The organism is Shimia ponticola (assembly GCF_007995215.1).
Lineage (GTDB): Bacteria > Pseudomonadota > Alphaproteobacteria > Rhodobacterales > Rhodobacteraceae > Shimia_B > Shimia_B ponticola.
Map to the genome: position 1 here is coordinate 140,908 of NZ_VCDK01000005.1, position 14,540 is coordinate 155,447.

Consider the following 14,540-nt stretch of genomic DNA (forward strand, 5'->3'; position numbering starts at 1 on the left):
GGCAAAGCCCCCAAAAGGGGTGGGTGGGCGGGAACCGCCCGCGCGCCTCAACTCAGGCGATCTGGCAACGTCCAACCCTTGAGCGCGTCGTCCACATCCATCGCCTTCTTGCCTGCGCGCTGCAGCACCTGTACCCGCACGGCACCATCACCGCAGGCCACGACCAACGGTTCCAGAACCGCGCCTGGCGCACCTGACCCGCCTGCCAGTTCCGAACGAAGCGGCTTCAGCCGCTCCCCATCTGCCTCGCACCACGCGCCCGGAAAGGGCGACAGCCCCCGGATCAATCTGTCGACCTCGATCGCCGGGCGGGTCCAGTCGATCCGCGCTTCGTCCTTGCTGATTTTCTCGGCATAGGTCACGCCCTCGTCTGGCTGCGGTTCAGGTGCCAGTTCGTCGAGACGCGACAGCGTTTCAACCACCGCACTGGCCCCCATCACGGACAGGCGGTCATGGACGTCAGCGGTCGTCTCTGTGGCGGCGATCTGGGTTTCGCGACGGAGCAGAACCGGCCCTGTATCCAGCCCCGCCTCCATTTGCATGATGCAGACCCCGGTCTGCGCATCTCCTGCCATCACGGCCCGGTGGATCGGGGCTGCGCCGCGCCACCTTGGCAGAAGCGACGCGTGGATATTCAGGCAGCCATGGCGCGGCGCATCGAGAATGGGTTGCGGCAGGATCAGGCCATAGGCAACGACGACCGCGACATCAGCCTTGAGGGCTGCAAACTCTTGCTGCGCCTCTGCATTGCGCAACGATACCGGGTGACGGACAGGCAACCCCATCGCGTCCGCCTTGGCGTGAACCGGTGTCGGGCGATCCTTTTTGCCCCGGCCCGCCGGGCGCGGCGGCTGGCAATAGACGCAAGCGATCTCGTGCCCTGCAGCCACCAAAGCGTCCAAGACGGGAACCGAAAACTCGGGCGAGCCCATGAACACAATGCGCATGTCAGCCCCCTTTGCGCGCTTTGCGGATCAGCATGTCACGCTTCACGCGGCTCAGATTATCAAAATACATCTTGCCATTTAGGTGGTCGATCTGGTGCTGACAGGACCGCGCCCATGTCTGCACGAGATCGCGCCGTTCGATCACGCCGTCACTGTTCAGAAACTTGACCGTAACCGCGCGCGGGCGTTTCACCTTGGCCCCGACACCGGGCAGGTTCGGTGACGCCTCTTCCCCCATCACTTCCTCGGTCGAGGCATGGAGGATCTCGGGGTTGGCCATCAGGATCGCTTGCCCACGGTCACGTGACGCGTCGACGACAGCAAGCCGCAGATTGACCCCGATCTGCGGCGCAGCCAGACCAACGCCGGGCATGGCTTCCATCGTATCGACCATGTCGGCCCAGATCGTCCTAATCTCATCGGTGATACTCTCGACGGGATCGGCAACACTGCGCAAGACAGCGTTGGGCCAAGGGATAAACGGGCGAACGGTCATGCGGCCTCCGGGTGATCAAGGATCAGACGTCCATCAAGATGATCCGACTCGTGCTGAACAACAGCGGCGGCAAACCCATCGAAGCCAGCTTCGTGCCAATCGCCGGACAGGTCCTGCCACACAACGCGCACCTTGTCCGGACGGGCGACATGGCGGGGCGTATCCGGGATGGACAGACACCCTTCCTCCAACACGGCCATATCCTGTGAGGCCCAAGTGATCCGTGGATTGATCAGAGCAATCGGCTCGCCGGGTCCATCCTTCCAGGTGGCGTCCATGACAAAAACGCGCGACAGCACACCGACCTGCGGCGCCGCCAGCCCGCGTCCAGGCGCGTCATACATGGTCTCGAACATGTCCTCGACCAATGTGGCCAAGTCAGGCCCGAACTCAGTCACCGGCGCGCAGCGCTCGGCCAGACGCGGGTCCGGATGCAGGACGATCTCGCGCAGCGCCACCGATCAGGCCGATTTGCGCGCCAGTTCGCGCTTCAGCTTCTGCATCTTGCGCGTCATCATCTGACGCTTCAGCGGCTTGAGGTAGTCGATGAACAATTTGCCATCGAGGTGGTCAATTTCGTGCTGCACGCAGGTCGCCCAAAGCCCATCGAAATGTGCCTCGCGGACAGCACCTTCAAGGTCAGTCCAGCGGACATCTACTTCGGCAGGGCGGGTCACGTCCGCAAAAAGGTCGGGGATCGACAGACATCCTTCTTCGTAAACGCTTGTGGACTCGGACGACTGCAGGATTTCCGGATTGATCATCACGATCGGGTTCGGCTCAGCGTCTTCGCCCTTTTCGCAGTCCACCACGACAATCCGTTGCAACACGTTCACCTGCGGCGCGGCAAGCCCAATGCCCGGCGCGTCATACATGGTGTCGAGCATGTCCTCGGCCAATTTGCGCACGGTGTCGTCGACCTCGCCAACGGGGGTCGCAACCTTTTTCAGGCGTGGGTCGGGATGCAGGATGATCGGGCGGAGTGTCATGCGCGTTGACATAGGCCAAGCCGCCGCGCGCTGCAATTGTCACGACACAATTGCGCGCTTGCGCCCGGTTCGCACACCGCTACGTTTCTGCCAACCAACCACCGGAGACCCACATGGCCTTTGACACTTCCTGCTTTGACGAAATCATCGAACGCCGCGGCACGCATTGCAGCAAGTGGGACGGTATGGAACCCCTGTTCGGCGTACCGCGTGACGAAGGTCTCGCGATGTGGGTTGCGGACATGGATTTCAAGCCGCCACAAGTCGTGCAGGACGCGGTTCAGGCCATGGTCGATCACGGGGTCTATGGCTATTTCGGCGACGACAGCAAATACCGCGCCGCGATCCAATGGTGGATGCAGGAGCGACATGGCTGGACCGTGAATGCCGACCATATCTTTACCACGCATGGTCTCGTGAATGGCACAGCGATGTGCGTGGACGCCTTTACCCAGCCGGGGGACGGGATTGTCCTGTTCACTCCCGTTTATCACGCCTTTGCGAGGGTCATTCGCGCCGCCGGGCGAGAGGTCGTCGAAATGGAAATGACGAACACCGACGGTCGGTATGAAATGGATTTCGACGCCTATGATGCGGCGATGACGGGAAGGGAGACGATGGTCATCCTCTGTTCGCCGCACAATCCGGGCGGCCGCGTCTGGACGAAGGAAGAACTGGAGGGTGTTGCCGCCTTCGCGCGCCGTCATGACCTGATCCTCGTCAGCGATGAAATCCACCATGACCTGACCTTTGGCGCGAAACACACGCCCATGACCCATATCGACGGGATCGAGGATCGGCTGGTCATGATGACCGCCAGCACCAAGACCTTCAACATCGCCGGGTCCCATTCTGGCAACGTCATCATCGCCGATGATGCGCTGCGTGCGAAATTCTCGGCGCGCATGATGGCGCTTGGCATCAGCCCCAATTCGTTTGGGCTTTTCATGGCGACAGCCGCCTATAGCTCCGCAGGCGCGGAATGGGTGGATGGTTTGTGTGACTATCTCGATGGCAATCGAAAGCTTTTTGATGCCGGAATCGCCGCGATCCCTGGCCTGAAATCCATGCCCCTGGAAGCCACCTACCTAAGCTGGGTCGATTTCGACGATACAGGGATGCCCCGAGAAGAATTCACGCGCCGGGTCGAGCAGGATGCCCGCATCGCCGCCAATCATGGCCCCACATTTGGCAAGGGCGGCGAGAGCTTTCTGAGGTTTAACATCGCGACCCAACGCGCCAACATCGAAGAGGCGATCGCAAGGCTGACTGAGGCCTTCAAAGACCTGCAATAACAGGTCCATCAAGGTCCAAGGGGCCTTATTTACCCAGCAGTGCAATCGGCACAGGGGTTTCGCGTTCAAAATCCAGCGGCGCGGCGTCAGATGCCGCCGTGTTCCGCTTGAATTCGAACCGGCGCTCTCCTGCCATATCCGACGAGGCCACGATCAGCGCCTGATACAGGTGCCGTGGACCATCATAGATATCGACCAGCCCCCGCAGCTTGGGCGCATCTTCCAGATCAACGGCAAAGCCGTCATCCCAGATCCGGAGCACCGAAAAGTAAGAAGCACCAGTCTCTACCCGCAAGCGCGACTTGCGTTTTGCCTGTTTTGCGCGGGCGGCATCCAAACCGGCGCGCACGTCATTCGGAAGATACGTCATCGTTCACTCCATCCCTGCCTCAAAACTAAGTTCGAGCGCTTAAATGTCAGGCAAAGATGAAAGTTGTTTGGGCGTCCGCCGTTCAAGACGCGGCGGGTGATGCTTTTTTGACACGCAAGACGTGCTGTTCGCTCGGGTCATAGAGCGCGCTGTCTTTGAAATCAGCGTGCTCGCCCAGTGCCGGCCCGACGAGAATCAGCGCTGTCCGCGTGATCTTGGCCGCACGGACCTTTTCTCGGATCGTCGTCAAAGTGCCAGTGATCACCTGCTGATCCGGCCATGACGCCCGATACACAACGGCAACCGGGCAATCCGCGCCATAGGCCGGGATCAATTGCCGCTCGATCTCGCGCAGGTTTCGAATGGCCAGATGGATCGCCAGCGTCGTACCGCTGATCGCAAAATTCTCAAGCGTTTCACCCGCAGGCATCGACGTCGATTTCATCGACATGCGCGTCAGCACGATGGACTGCGCGATCTCGGGGATTGTCAATTCCTGCTTTAGCGCCGCTGCCGCTGCCGTATAGGCTGGAACGCCGGGGATGATTTCAAATTGAATCCCATCGCGCTTCAACAGGCGTATCTGCTCGGCAATCGCGCCATAGAGCGACGGATCACCTGAATGCACGCGCGCAACATCTTCACCCCGATCACGCGCCGCCAGAACCTCAGCGTGGGTTTCTTCCAGCGTCATGGGCGCCGTGTCCCGCACCAGCGCCCCATCCGGAGCGCCCGCGACCACCGCCTCGGGCACCAGCGATCCGGCATAGAGGCAAACAGGGCATTCCCCGATGATGCGCGCAGCTTTCAGCGTCAGAAGCTCCGGATCACCCGGCCCGGCACCGATAAAATAAACCTTCATGCCGCGCCTTCCTTCTGGCTGAGATCCCCGTCGATTTTCCGCGCATAGCCGCGCGGTGTGTACATGCGCGGCCCCTCGCCCAACTGCGCCAGCCGGGAATGAGACGACCCGACCAGCACCACAGTCAGCATGTCGACCTCGTCCACCTCCAGCGCATCCAGCCGCCGATAGCGCACATGCTCTTCTGGCCTTCCCAAGGATGAGGCCAACATGACAGGCGTATCCGCAGGGCGGTGTTTCAACAGGATGTCCCTTGCCTCGGCCAACAACGTCCTTCGCCGCATCGAGACCGGGTTGTAGAAGGCGATCACGAAATCGCCTTCTGCCGCCGCATGCAGTCGCTTCACGATATCTTCGCGCGGGGTCAGCAAGTCAGACAGCGAAATGGCGCAGAAGTCGTGACCCAGCGGCGCACCAGCGCGCGCCGCCGCCCCTTGCAGTGCCGATACCCCCGGAGAACACACAACATCCACCCGCCGCGCGGCATCCGTGACGCCCATCTCATCGGGTCCACGATCCATCAATTCAAAGACCAGCGCGCCCATGGCATAAATGCCCGCGTCGCCCGAGCAGACCAGCGCAACGTTCTTGCCCTTACCCGCCTGTTCCAGCGCATAGCGGCAGCGATCCTCTTCGCCACCCAGCGGGAAATCCGACCGCTCTTTGCCTGCCGCCAGCGGCCCAAGCAGGTCGATATAAAGCCCGTAGCCAACAAGCTCTTCTGCCTCGGCCACAAGCTGGGATACCTCCGGCGTGCGCCAAGTGGCCTGCCCTGGGCCAATGCCCACAATCGACAGCCGCCCCCGCGACCGACCGGGCAGCGATATGATCACTCCCGGTGCCCGTGTGAGCGCGACGGTACAGGTCGCGGTCTTTTCCTTTTCAACAACAAGGCTCGCTTCTGGACCAGCACAGGCCAACGCAGCCCCTTCCGAAACACCGTGGCATCCCACCTCGGCAAAGACGACATCGGACGGATTGGCCAAGCGCGGCGTCTCGGCCTCCAGTTCTTCGGCTGTGAACAAACGCAGGGGTACACCCAAACGCGCCGCTGTTTCGATCATCGCAGGCTCATCACCCTTAAGATCAATGGACGCCACCGCCGCAATCGCCTCGGACGCAATCCCGTAGGTATCCAGCGTCTCGGTCACCAGCGCCCACATGTCAGCAGGATCAGCGCCGCGCGCGCATCCCAGCCCCAAAACAAACCGCTGAGGGTGCCATGTCAGGCCCAGACCCGGATTATCTTCGGCCACCAACCGCGCTGGTGGCAGGCCCATGCCGCGCACAGCAGCGGCAGGCTCAACCGTGATAGTCTCAACCTCTTCCAACGGAGACAGCCAGTCAGGTGCGCCCGAAAGCCGGAACGCCTGCCCCGCCAGCAAGCCCGCCATAACCGCCTTTGCGTTGCCATCGCCCATGCGCCAACCGGCAGGTGGCTCATCTAAGGAGACGCCCAGCGCAACATCGCCAGCCGTCGTCACAGCCGCCTGCGCCTCTAGTACCTGCGCGATCTCACGCGCGAGCCGATTTGCTCCACGATGCCCCCCAAGCAAGGGAACGACGACAGAGCCATCATCCGAGACCGATACAACTGGCGGCTCCGCTGTTTTGTCCGACAGCATCGGAGCCACTCCCCGGATCAGAATGCCCGAGGCACAAACCCCGATTACCGGAACTCCGGCCGCAAACAAATCCCGCGCGTGGTCGAGCGCGTTGCCAAAGTAAGCGTCAGCCCGTTCCACACGTCCTTCACGGCCATGCACGGCATAGCCGAAAGCCGCCGCAATGCGGTGTGCAACAGGTTCACCGGACGCCGAAAGCGCCAAAACAACAGGTGTCAGAGCCATGGATCGGCCCCTTTCGTCAGTAGAATCATCGAGAAATAAGGCGCCTTTTCCGGCGCTTCAGACAACGGGCAGACCACCTCGTCAGGAAGGCTTGCGCGCTCCACGTAAACAGCCTGATCCAGATAGCCCAGATCGCCAATCACATCGCGAATCTTCGCAAGATGACGTCCCACTTTCATGATCGCGACGCTTTCCGCGCCTTCGATCCGGCTGCGCAACTCGTCGGCAGGCAAGGGGCCTGGCAAGATCGTCACCCGCTCATTGCGTGCCGCCAGGGGCATCCCCGCCCGCGCGGCACAGGTCGTCACACTGGTGACACCTGGCACGACCTCAACCTCATAATCGCCAGCCAAGCGCGCGAAGATATACATGAAAGACCCGTAGAAAAACGGATCGCCCTCGCAAAGACAGACAACATCACGCCCCTGATCCAGCGCCGCAGCAATCCGGGCCGCCCCAGCATCATAGGCGGCCTGCGCCGGTTCACGCGCAACTGTCATGGGCACATCCATGACAATCTCATCAACACCGTTGCTCAGCGCATCCGCTGCAATCGAGCGCGCGAAACTCGCAGCACCGGCCAGCGTCGGATAGGCCACAACCGCAGCCTCCGAAATCAATCGATGCGCTTTCAGCGTCATCAACTCCGGATCACCCGGACCAAGACCAACCCCATAGAGCCGACCCCGTCCTTCATCTTTCCCCAAAAAACTCCCGCCGGAGGCTCCCATCCTCAGCCTCCCTTACGAACGCTGAATTGAGTGACCGGCATCGCGGCTCGCCACCCGGTCATTTGCCCCACGGGTTCGGCACGGGCGACTTGCAGGCGCATGAGATCACCCCCCAACACCTTGGCCGCCTGCAGAAGAATGGCTTCACTTTCCAGCGTCACGGCGTTCGCAACAAGTCGTCCATGTGGTTTCAGCGCTGCGAACGCGCGCTCCAGCACTGCCATCGACAACCCGCCGCCGACAAAGACAGCATCCGGAGACGGCAGGTCGACCAAATGCTCCTCCGCCGTGCCGGCGCGCAATTGCAGCCGCGGAGTTCCCAGCGCCAGCGCGTTGGCCGCAGCATAGCCGCGGCGGTCTTCGCGCGGTTCAATACCGATGGCCATGGCCTCGGGGGCCGCGCGCATCCATTCAATCGACACCGATCCGCAGCCACAGCCAAGGTCCCACAAGAGCGCTTCGCGCATTGGCATGAGTTTGGCCAGGGTGATGGCGCGCACCTCTTGCTTGGTCATGGTGCCATCGCCCTGGAACGCGTCGTCCGGCAGCCCCGGCACCGTCGCAAATATCTGTGCATCAGGACCGGCGATGCATTCGACTGCCATTGTGTTGAAGGCGGGCACTTCTTGGTTCCACGTCTCTGCCACCCCGTGAAAGCGCGCCTCATTCGCTCCGCCCATGGCCGCCAATACAGTCATGCGTGAGGGACCATAGCCGCGTTCACACAGAAATTGCGCAATCATGGCCGGGGTTTCCGCCCCGGTCGTCAGGATCAGCAGGCGCTGCTCCGGTTGGATATGAGGGATCACTTGCTCGGGCGGGCGACCATGCACCGTCAGCTGCGTGACATCCGCCATCGACCACCCCATGCGGGCGGCGGCGTGTTGAAAGGCTGACAGCTGCGGGTGATAGGTGATCTCAGTTGGATCGATTGCCCGCCCGATGCGCGCCCCCACGGAATACCAGAGCGGGTCACCCGTCGCGAGCACCACGACCCGCCGCCCCCGATAGCCGCGCAATTGGTCGATCAATGCGTCGAAAGGAGAGGGCCAAGCCACCCGTTCGGCCGTGACCGGGCTGCTCAGCTTATGGTGTCGGTCACCACCGATGATGACCTCTGCCGCCTCCACCACAGCGCGTGTCGCCGGCAAAAGACCATCCAGACCTTCTTCGCCGATCCCGACGATATGGAGCCACGGAGCGGTCATCGGGCGCGAAAGTCTTCGACGACTTTTGGCGGATTTCTTTGAAGAGACTTGATCACGCCAACCCGCCTTTCAATCCGGCTGCCAGCGCGTTCACGGCAGCCGACGCCATGGCCGATCCACCGCGTCGCCCACGCAGGGCGACAAAGTCGATGCCGCGTGGATTGCCGGCCAGTTCGGCCTTGCTCTCGGCCGCGCCGACAAACCCGACCGGAAACCCCAAGATGACCGATGGCTTTGGCGCGCCCTGATCGATCCGTTCCAACAAATGAAACAAAGCCGTCGGCGCATTGCCAATCGCGACGACCGCTCCATCCAGATGATCATCCCAGAGCCGCACCGCCGCCGCAGAGCGCGTATTGCCGATCTCTCGTGCAAGGTCCGGAACGCGTGCATCATTCAGCGTCACGACGACTTCATTCTCTGCCGGAAGATTCCGGCGAATGATGCCTGCCGCGACCATTTCGCAATCGCACAAGATCGGAGCGCCCGCTGCCAGCGCCGTTTGGCCTGCCAGGAATGCACCTCCGGAAAAGGCAAGCCTGTCGGCGATCTCGATCATCCCGCAAGCATGGATCAGACGAACGGCCATGGCATCAAGACCATCGGGAAACCGCTCCAGCCGCGCTTCGCGGCGCACGGTCGCAAAGCTTTCAGCGTAGATGGTGGCTGGGTCTTTTTCGTAGGGGCGCATGGGTGATGTCTGTCCTGGCGGCACCCGCCGGATTGCCTCCGGCGGAAGTATTTTCAGCAAGAAGATTTAAGCGGCGCTGCGCTTGCTCTTGCGGGCGCTTTCCGGGCCGTGTGGGTGTTTGGCTTGCGGGTAAGGCGCGTGATGGTGGTGCCCGTGATCGTGACCGTGATCATGGCCGTGATCATGATGATGGTGGTCGTGACCGTGGTGATGGTGGTGATGATTATCGTGCGCCATCTCAAGGCGGCAGACCCCGGTGCAGAATGTGTCACAAAACGTACAGTCGGCGACGTTCGATCCCGGAGCCGAAGCGCCCTGCCCCTCGACGTGGTGGTGATGGCTCTCCTGGACCGCCCCCACTTCGGCCTCAAAGCCCAGAACAGCTGTGCGGTATTTGCACATGACACAGGTCGCAGGTGGAACCTTGGCAAAGGCCGGATGCCCTTGGCCGTCGCGCGCGGCAGCGGCCGCGCGTTCTTCGGGGTTGACATGGGTATGACCGCCGTCTTCCAGCGACAGGATTTGCGTGCGATAGGCGCAGGTCCCGCAATTCGGGATGCCTTCTTCGGTGTCTTGTTCCAGCACGCGTTCGGCAAAGGTCTCGAGCACTTTCGGGTGGTCGCCCAGATAGCCCGCCTTAACGAATTCGATGTCCGGATGTTCTGCAGCGACTTGATCCGTGAAGCCGTAGATGCGGTCGATCAGGATGCCCGAGAACAGGAAATACGGGAACACGACGATGCGCTTGTATCCGAGCTTCGCCGCGTGTTGCAGGCAAGGCTCGACAAGCGGGAAGGTCACGCCGCTATAGCCGACTTCGCACCAGCCGAACCCCATGCCTTCGTGCAGGAGGCGGGCGATCTTTGCGACGTTGGCATTGGCATCCGGATCAGATGCGCCGCGCCCGATCACGACGAGGCACGTGTCGTGGCGAGAGACGTCACCGCCTGCAGCCTCAAGCGCCTCTTGGATGCGCGCGCCAGCGGCGGCAACCATTTTGGGATCAACGCCCAGTTCCCGCCCATAAGAGACCGCCAGACCGTGCTTGGCGGCATAGGTGTTCAGCACCGTCGGGATGTCGTTTTTCGAATGCATCGCGGCAAAGAGCATGCCGGGCACCGCCAGAATACGTTCACATCCTTTTTCGCGCAGCTTGTCCAGACCGTCACGGATCACCGGGTTGGCGAATTCGAGATAGCCGTATTCCATTTCCCACCCGTCAGGCATGTAGGCAGGCAGCTTGTCGGCCAAGGTCGCAAATTCATCGACGGCGGATTGTGAGCGGCTGCCATGGCCGCAGATCATGACACCGGTTTTGGTCATGCGTCCTGCTCCTCTTCGACGGTGGCATCAGCTGCGGCCTGTTCGCGATCTTTCAGCTTTTTACCCAGAACCGTCAGCCCTGCGATCACGCCTATGCCAATGGCGATGCCCAGCCCGATGTGGTCATGGCCCGCAACGGGTGCCCAGTGCCCAGCATGGGCGAGCACTGACACAGGTGCTGTGGACAGCAAAGCTGCAGCAATCACGAACAAAGGCAAACGGCGCATGGTCTTATCCTTCCGAGTGGCATCCGTGTTTCAGGCCAAAAGGATCCTGTCCCGCCGTTTCTGGCCGGTCCGCTCGCTGACATGCACCATCCCCGAATTGGGTCAATGGGCCTCGTCACTCCTTTCAGGTCCGATACCGGACACGATGGTTGGCTTGTGCTACGCTACCTTGGCCAAGGCGGCAATTGGAATCCCGACCCTGCGCTGTCAGGGCGCGACATCGATCCGTTGCGGACAATTAGCGCTGCCCTAAATAAAATGAAAATCGGGAGCATCTTATGACACTGCCAAATGTGAACCTCAGCGTTGAGCCGCGCGTCACCGGCTTTTTCGACGAAGCGACCAATACCATCAGCTATGTCGTGCAAGAGCCTGACGGCCCGGCCTGCGCCATCATCGACAGTGTGATGGACATTGATTACGCCGCCGGGCGGATCACGCATGACAGCGCGGACGAAATCCTCAGGCATGTTCAGGATAATGGTCTGCGGGTCGAATGGATCATCGAGACGCACGTGCATGCCGACCATCTCAGCGCCGCGCCCTACCTGCAAGAACAGCTAGGCGGCAAGATTGGCATCGGCGCGCGCATCATGGAGGTGCAAGAGGTCTTTGGTAAGGTCTTCAACGAGGGGACCGAATTTCAGCGCGATGGGTCGCAATTCGATGCCTTGTTCGAGGATGGAGCGACCTATCAAATCGGCGCCATGACGGCTCAAGTCATGGCCACGCCCGGCCACACACCGGCCTGCATGGTCCATATCATTGGAAATGCTGCATTTGTGGGGGACACACTCTTTATGCCCGACGGCGGCTCTGCGCGAGCGGATTTTCCCGGTGGCGATGCGGGCGAGTTATACGACTCGATCCAAAAGCTGCTCAGCCTGCCGGATGATTTGCGGCTGTTCATGTGCCATGACTACGGACCCGGTGGGCGGGACATTGCCTGGGAAACGACCGTGGGCGAGGAAAAGCGCACGAACATCCACCTCAAGGACGGACAGACGCGGGAAGAGTTTATCGCCCTGCGCGAAGAGCGGGACGCAACGCTTGCCATGCCCAAGCTGATCATTCCGTCGCTTCAGGTGAACATGCGGGCGGGTGAGGTGCCCAAGGACAAAAAGGGCAATCCAATGTTGAAAGTGCCCATCAACGGGCTTTGAACCGCCGGGGGTCAGCTGACAGGTTCGTCCACCCCTGTGGCGCGTAGCCCGCGATAGGCCCAGACGCCAGTCAAAAGGCCAACTAGGGCCACGGTCGAAATCAGGGCAACCAGCATCTGTTCGACCGGCATCCATCCTTGGACCAGCACCCATCCGACGCCTGAAGTCAGCACCGCGCCCCCTGCCATGATCATCGCCCCGGCAAGGCCAGCAGCCGATCCCGCCAGTGCGGGATCAACCGACATTACACCCGCATTGGCGCTCGGCGTGGACAGGCCGTTGCCCAACCCAACCAAAACCACGCACCCGAAATAGACCCAGACGTTCGGCTCTGCCAAAATCAACGCGAGCGCGGAAAGGGCCATCCCAACCACTGCGCTTATGCGCCCGGCCAGGATCATGCGCCCCAGACCGGCGCGCTCGGACAGCTGTTTCGAGAGCGCATTGCCCAAAAAGAAGCCAGCGGTGATGATGCCCAAGGCGATGCCCACTGCAGCGGGCGGCAGATCGAAAACACCTTCGGCGACAAGAGGTGCGCCCGCGAGGAAGACATAGAAACACCCAATGCCAAAGGTCATGACCAAGGCGCAGGACCAGAACACGCCGGATTGCATGACAGCCGGATAGCCTCTGAATTGCGCAAGCATACTGGCGTTGCGCCGAGTGTTGGTTTCGCCGAAATCCAGCCAAGCCAGCGTGAACGCCGCCGCGCCGAGGCCAGCAAGCGCCCAGAAGACCGCGCGCCAGCCAAAGGCCTGATCCAAAAGGCCGCCGATCATAGGACCAACCATCGGGCCGATGGCCATAACCATGCCCAACGCCCCCAATCGGCTGGCCGCCCCCGCAGGGCCAGTTACATCCCGGACGGCGGCTGCAGAGACGGTTGACGCCCCGATTACCACTGCCTGTACGGCCCGCCATGCCAGCAAGGTCTCAATCCGAGTGGCCAAGGCGCAGCCAATCGACGCGAGGACAAAAATACCCAGCGCCGCCAGCAAGACGGGCCTGCGCCCGAATCGGTCCGACAGAGGACCAAGCGCCAGTTGCAAGGCTGCAATTACGGCGAGGTATCCCGAGAACGCCAAAGACGCCTGCGCGTAACTGACGCCCAGGTCTTCGGCCATGCGGGGCAGCGCAGGCAAAAACATGTTGAGCGACACGATCGACACCGCTGGTCCTGAAACCAGAGTAATGAAGCCCGGCGGCGTCTGTGCTGATCGCAATCTCGTCATAGCTTGGCCTGCGTGACAGGTTTTTCACACCGGGCCAACCGCCTGCGGAACGACGGCCTGTGCGTCAATGCAGGGCTGCCGCGCGGTCACACCGGTTTTTGGGAATCGGCACCATCGCTACGTGTTACCTGACCAAAGGAGATGATGATGGGACTGCTGCAAGACGGGAAATGGGTGGATCAATGGTATGACACCAAGTCGACCGGTGGGGCATTTAAACGCTCGACCGCGGGGTTCCGGAACTGGATCACAGCGGATGGGTCCGCTGGTTCGTCAGGCGAAGGTGGGTTCAAAGCCGAGGCCGGGCGCTATCATCTCTATGTCTCGCTGGCGTGTCCGTGGGCGCATCGGACGCTGATTTTTCGCAAGCTGAAGCAGTTGGAAAACCTGATCTCTGTCGATGTGGTGCATCCGGACATGCTGTCCGACGGCTGGACGTTTGAGACGGACGAGCACGGCGCCACCGGCGACCGCCTCTATGGTCTGCCCTTTGCGCGCGACATCTACACCAAGGCCGACCCCAAAGTGTCAGGCCGCGTGACTGTGCCGGTCCTGTGGGACAAAGAGCGTGAGACAATTGTCTCGAACGAGTCCTCGGAAATCATCCGCATGTTCAATTCGGCGTTCAACGATCTGACCGGAAACACGGCAGATTACTGGCCCGAAGACCTGCGTGAGGAAATCGAACCGGTGAATGACCGGATTTACAACACGCTGAACAACGGCGTGTACAAATCCGGCTTCGCCACGACGCAAGAGGCCTATGAGGCCGCAGTCTATCCGCTCTTCGATACGATGGACTGGCTGGAGGAACGGCTGTCTGCTCACCGCTACCTGATGGGTGATCGCGTGACAGAGGCTGATTGGCGGTTGTTCCCGACCCTTGTGCGCTTTGATGCGGTTTATCACCTGCATTTCAAATGCAATCGCGCCCGTCTGATCGATTACCCGAGCCTCTGGGCCTACATGCGCGAGCTTTATCAATGGCAAACGCCGGATGGCGGCGCGATTGGTGAGACTGTGGGGTGGGAGCATATCGTGCGCCATTATCACTACAGCCATGAGAGCATTAACCCGCACCGGATCATCCCGATCAACCCGCAGATCGATTGGTGGGAACCACACCGTCGCGGGGGATTGCAAGCCGCCTGAGAAC

Annotated in this window: 16 protein-coding genes; 3 read left to right on the forward strand and 13 right to left on the reverse strand. The window is 61.3% G+C overall.

Annotation, left to right across the window (positions count from 1 at the left end; genetic code table 11):
• Positions 1-47: 47 nt before the first annotated feature.
• Genes fmt through def (FE702_RS10895) form a run of 4 tightly spaced genes read right to left on the reverse strand, consistent with a single transcriptional unit; the run spans position 48 to position 2,432 of the window.
• Entirely contained in the window at positions 48-947 is a 900-nt protein-coding gene (gene fmt / locus FE702_RS10880; protein WP_147126328.1) for a methionyl-tRNA formyltransferase, read from the reverse strand.
• A gap of 1 nt (position 948) precedes the next feature.
• Positions 949-1,443: a peptide deformylase gene (gene def / locus FE702_RS10885; RefSeq protein ID WP_147126329.1), complete on the reverse strand. Its 495-nt coding sequence runs from the start codon at positions 1,441-1,443 to the stop codon at positions 949-951.
• Positions 1,440-1,901 (reverse strand): peptide deformylase, encoded by a 462-nt coding sequence (gene def / locus FE702_RS10890; protein WP_147126330.1) that lies wholly within the window; start codon positions 1,899-1,901, stop codon positions 1,440-1,442. Before def (FE702_RS10890) ends, def (FE702_RS10885) begins: the two co-directional genes overlap by 4 nt.
• A 3-nt stretch (positions 1,902-1,904) precedes the next feature.
• Positions 1,905-2,432 carry a peptide deformylase gene (gene def / locus FE702_RS10895; RefSeq protein WP_147126331.1) on the reverse strand — a complete coding sequence of 176 codons (528 nt, stop codon included), beginning with the start codon at positions 2,430-2,432 and terminating at the stop codon, positions 1,905-1,907.
• Between the two features lie 113 nt (positions 2,433-2,545).
• Here def (FE702_RS10895) and FE702_RS10900 point away from each other — a divergent pair, with 113 nt between their 5' ends.
• The gene (locus FE702_RS10900; RefSeq protein WP_147126332.1) at positions 2,546-3,727 is read left to right on the forward strand and encodes a MalY/PatB family protein; all 1,182 of its coding nucleotides are present in this window, start codon (positions 2,546-2,548) and stop codon (positions 3,725-3,727) included.
• Positions 3,728-3,752: 25 nt separating this feature from the next.
• Here the strand turns inward: FE702_RS10900 and FE702_RS10905 are convergent, their stop codons facing one another.
• The 8 genes from FE702_RS10905 to FE702_RS10940 all read right to left on the reverse strand — a co-directional run bounded on the left by FE702_RS10905 (position 3,753) and on the right by FE702_RS10940 (position 10,989).
• Positions 3,753-4,097: a hypothetical protein gene (locus tag FE702_RS10905; protein WP_147126333.1), complete on the reverse strand. Its 345-nt coding sequence runs from the start codon at positions 4,095-4,097 to the stop codon at positions 3,753-3,755.
• Between the two features lie 82 nt (positions 4,098-4,179).
• Entirely contained in the window at positions 4,180-4,959 is a 780-nt protein-coding gene (gene cobM / locus FE702_RS10910; protein WP_147126334.1) for a precorrin-4 C(11)-methyltransferase, read from the reverse strand.
• Positions 4,956-6,809: a precorrin-3B C(17)-methyltransferase gene (gene cobJ, locus FE702_RS10915; RefSeq protein WP_147126335.1), complete on the reverse strand. Its 1,854-nt coding sequence runs from the start codon at positions 6,807-6,809 to the stop codon at positions 4,956-4,958. The genes cobM and cobJ overlap by 4 nt, the downstream gene beginning before the upstream one ends.
• Positions 6,800-7,540, reverse strand: coding sequence for a precorrin-2 C(20)-methyltransferase (gene cobI / locus FE702_RS10920; protein ID WP_147126336.1), 741 nt, complete (start codon positions 7,538-7,540; stop codon positions 6,800-6,802). The genes cobJ and cobI overlap by 10 nt, the downstream gene beginning before the upstream one ends.
• A 2-nt stretch (positions 7,541-7,542) precedes the next feature.
• Positions 7,543-8,748 (reverse strand): precorrin-6y C5,15-methyltransferase (decarboxylating) subunit CbiE, encoded by a 1,206-nt coding sequence (gene cbiE, locus FE702_RS10925; protein ID WP_147126337.1) that lies wholly within the window; start codon positions 8,746-8,748, stop codon positions 7,543-7,545.
• Between the two features lie 52 nt (positions 8,749-8,800).
• Positions 8,801-9,439: a precorrin-8X methylmutase gene (locus FE702_RS10930; RefSeq protein ID WP_147126338.1), complete on the reverse strand. Its 639-nt coding sequence runs from the start codon at positions 9,437-9,439 to the stop codon at positions 8,801-8,803.
• A gap of 66 nt (positions 9,440-9,505) precedes the next feature.
• Positions 9,506-10,762 carry a sirohydrochlorin chelatase gene (locus FE702_RS10935; protein ID WP_147126339.1) on the reverse strand — a complete coding sequence of 419 codons (1,257 nt, stop codon included), beginning with the start codon at positions 10,760-10,762 and terminating at the stop codon, positions 9,506-9,508.
• Positions 10,759-10,989: a DUF6732 family protein gene (locus FE702_RS10940; protein WP_147126340.1), complete on the reverse strand. Its 231-nt coding sequence runs from the start codon at positions 10,987-10,989 to the stop codon at positions 10,759-10,761. Before FE702_RS10940 ends, FE702_RS10935 begins: the two co-directional genes overlap by 4 nt.
• A 278-nt stretch (positions 10,990-11,267) precedes the next feature.
• Between FE702_RS10940 and FE702_RS10945 the strand changes: the two genes are divergently transcribed.
• Positions 11,268-12,152 (forward strand): MBL fold metallo-hydrolase, encoded by an 885-nt coding sequence (locus tag FE702_RS10945; RefSeq protein ID WP_147126341.1) that lies wholly within the window; start codon positions 11,268-11,270, stop codon positions 12,150-12,152.
• An 11-nt stretch (positions 12,153-12,163) separates the two neighbouring features.
• Here the strand turns inward: FE702_RS10945 and FE702_RS10950 are convergent, their stop codons facing one another.
• A complete protein-coding gene (locus FE702_RS10950; RefSeq protein WP_147126342.1) occupies positions 12,164-13,384 on the reverse strand; it encodes an MFS transporter in 1,221 nt (406 codons plus the stop codon).
• A 147-nt stretch (positions 13,385-13,531) separates the two neighbouring features.
• Here FE702_RS10950 and FE702_RS10955 point away from each other — a divergent pair, with 147 nt between their 5' ends.
• Positions 13,532-14,536, forward strand: coding sequence for a glutathione S-transferase family protein (locus FE702_RS10955; RefSeq protein ID WP_147126343.1), 1,005 nt, complete (start codon positions 13,532-13,534; stop codon positions 14,534-14,536).
• The last annotated feature ends 4 nt before the right edge of the window (positions 14,537-14,540 follow it).

Excerpts from the sequence above, each read along its gene's own strand:
- FE702_RS10900 (WP_147126332.1), top strand. The coding sequence starts at position 2,546 with ATGGCCTTTGACACTTCCTGCTTTGACGAAATCATCGAACGCCGCGGC.
- cobI (WP_147126336.1), bottom strand. The coding sequence starts at position 7,540 with ATGGGAGCCTCCGGCGGGAGTTTTTTGGGGAAAGATGAAGGACGGGGT.
- fmt (WP_147126328.1), bottom strand. The coding sequence starts at position 947 with ATGCGCATTGTGTTCATGGGCTCGCCCGAGTTTTCGGTTCCCGTCTTG.
- def (WP_147126331.1), bottom strand. The coding sequence starts at position 2,432 with ATGACACTCCGCCCGATCATCCTGCATCCCGACCCACGCCTGAAAAAG.
- def (WP_147126329.1), bottom strand. The coding sequence starts at position 1,443 with ATGACCGTTCGCCCGTTTATCCCTTGGCCCAACGCTGTCTTGCGCAGT.
- cobJ (WP_147126335.1), bottom strand. The coding sequence starts at position 6,809 with ATGGCTCTGACACCTGTTGTTTTGGCGCTTTCGGCGTCCGGTGAACCT.
- FE702_RS10940 (WP_147126340.1), bottom strand. The coding sequence starts at position 10,989 with ATGCGCCGTTTGCCTTTGTTCGTGATTGCTGCAGCTTTGCTGTCCACA.
- FE702_RS10950 (WP_147126342.1), bottom strand. The coding sequence starts at position 13,384 with ATGACGAGATTGCGATCAGCACAGACGCCGCCGGGCTTCATTACTCTG.
- cbiE (WP_147126337.1), bottom strand. The coding sequence starts at position 8,748 with ATGACCGCTCCGTGGCTCCATATCGTCGGGATCGGCGAAGAAGGTCTG.
- FE702_RS10955 (WP_147126343.1), top strand. The coding sequence starts at position 13,532 with ATGGGACTGCTGCAAGACGGGAAATGGGTGGATCAATGGTATGACACC.
- FE702_RS10930 (WP_147126338.1), bottom strand. The coding sequence starts at position 9,439 with ATGCGCCCCTACGAAAAAGACCCAGCCACCATCTACGCTGAAAGCTTT.
- FE702_RS10935 (WP_147126339.1), bottom strand. The coding sequence starts at position 10,762 with ATGACCAAAACCGGTGTCATGATCTGCGGCCATGGCAGCCGCTCACAA.
- cobM (WP_147126334.1), bottom strand. The coding sequence starts at position 4,959 with ATGAAGGTTTATTTTATCGGTGCCGGGCCGGGTGATCCGGAGCTTCTG.
- FE702_RS10905 (WP_147126333.1), bottom strand. The coding sequence starts at position 4,097 with ATGACGTATCTTCCGAATGACGTGCGCGCCGGTTTGGATGCCGCCCGC.
- FE702_RS10945 (WP_147126341.1), top strand. The coding sequence starts at position 11,268 with ATGACACTGCCAAATGTGAACCTCAGCGTTGAGCCGCGCGTCACCGGC.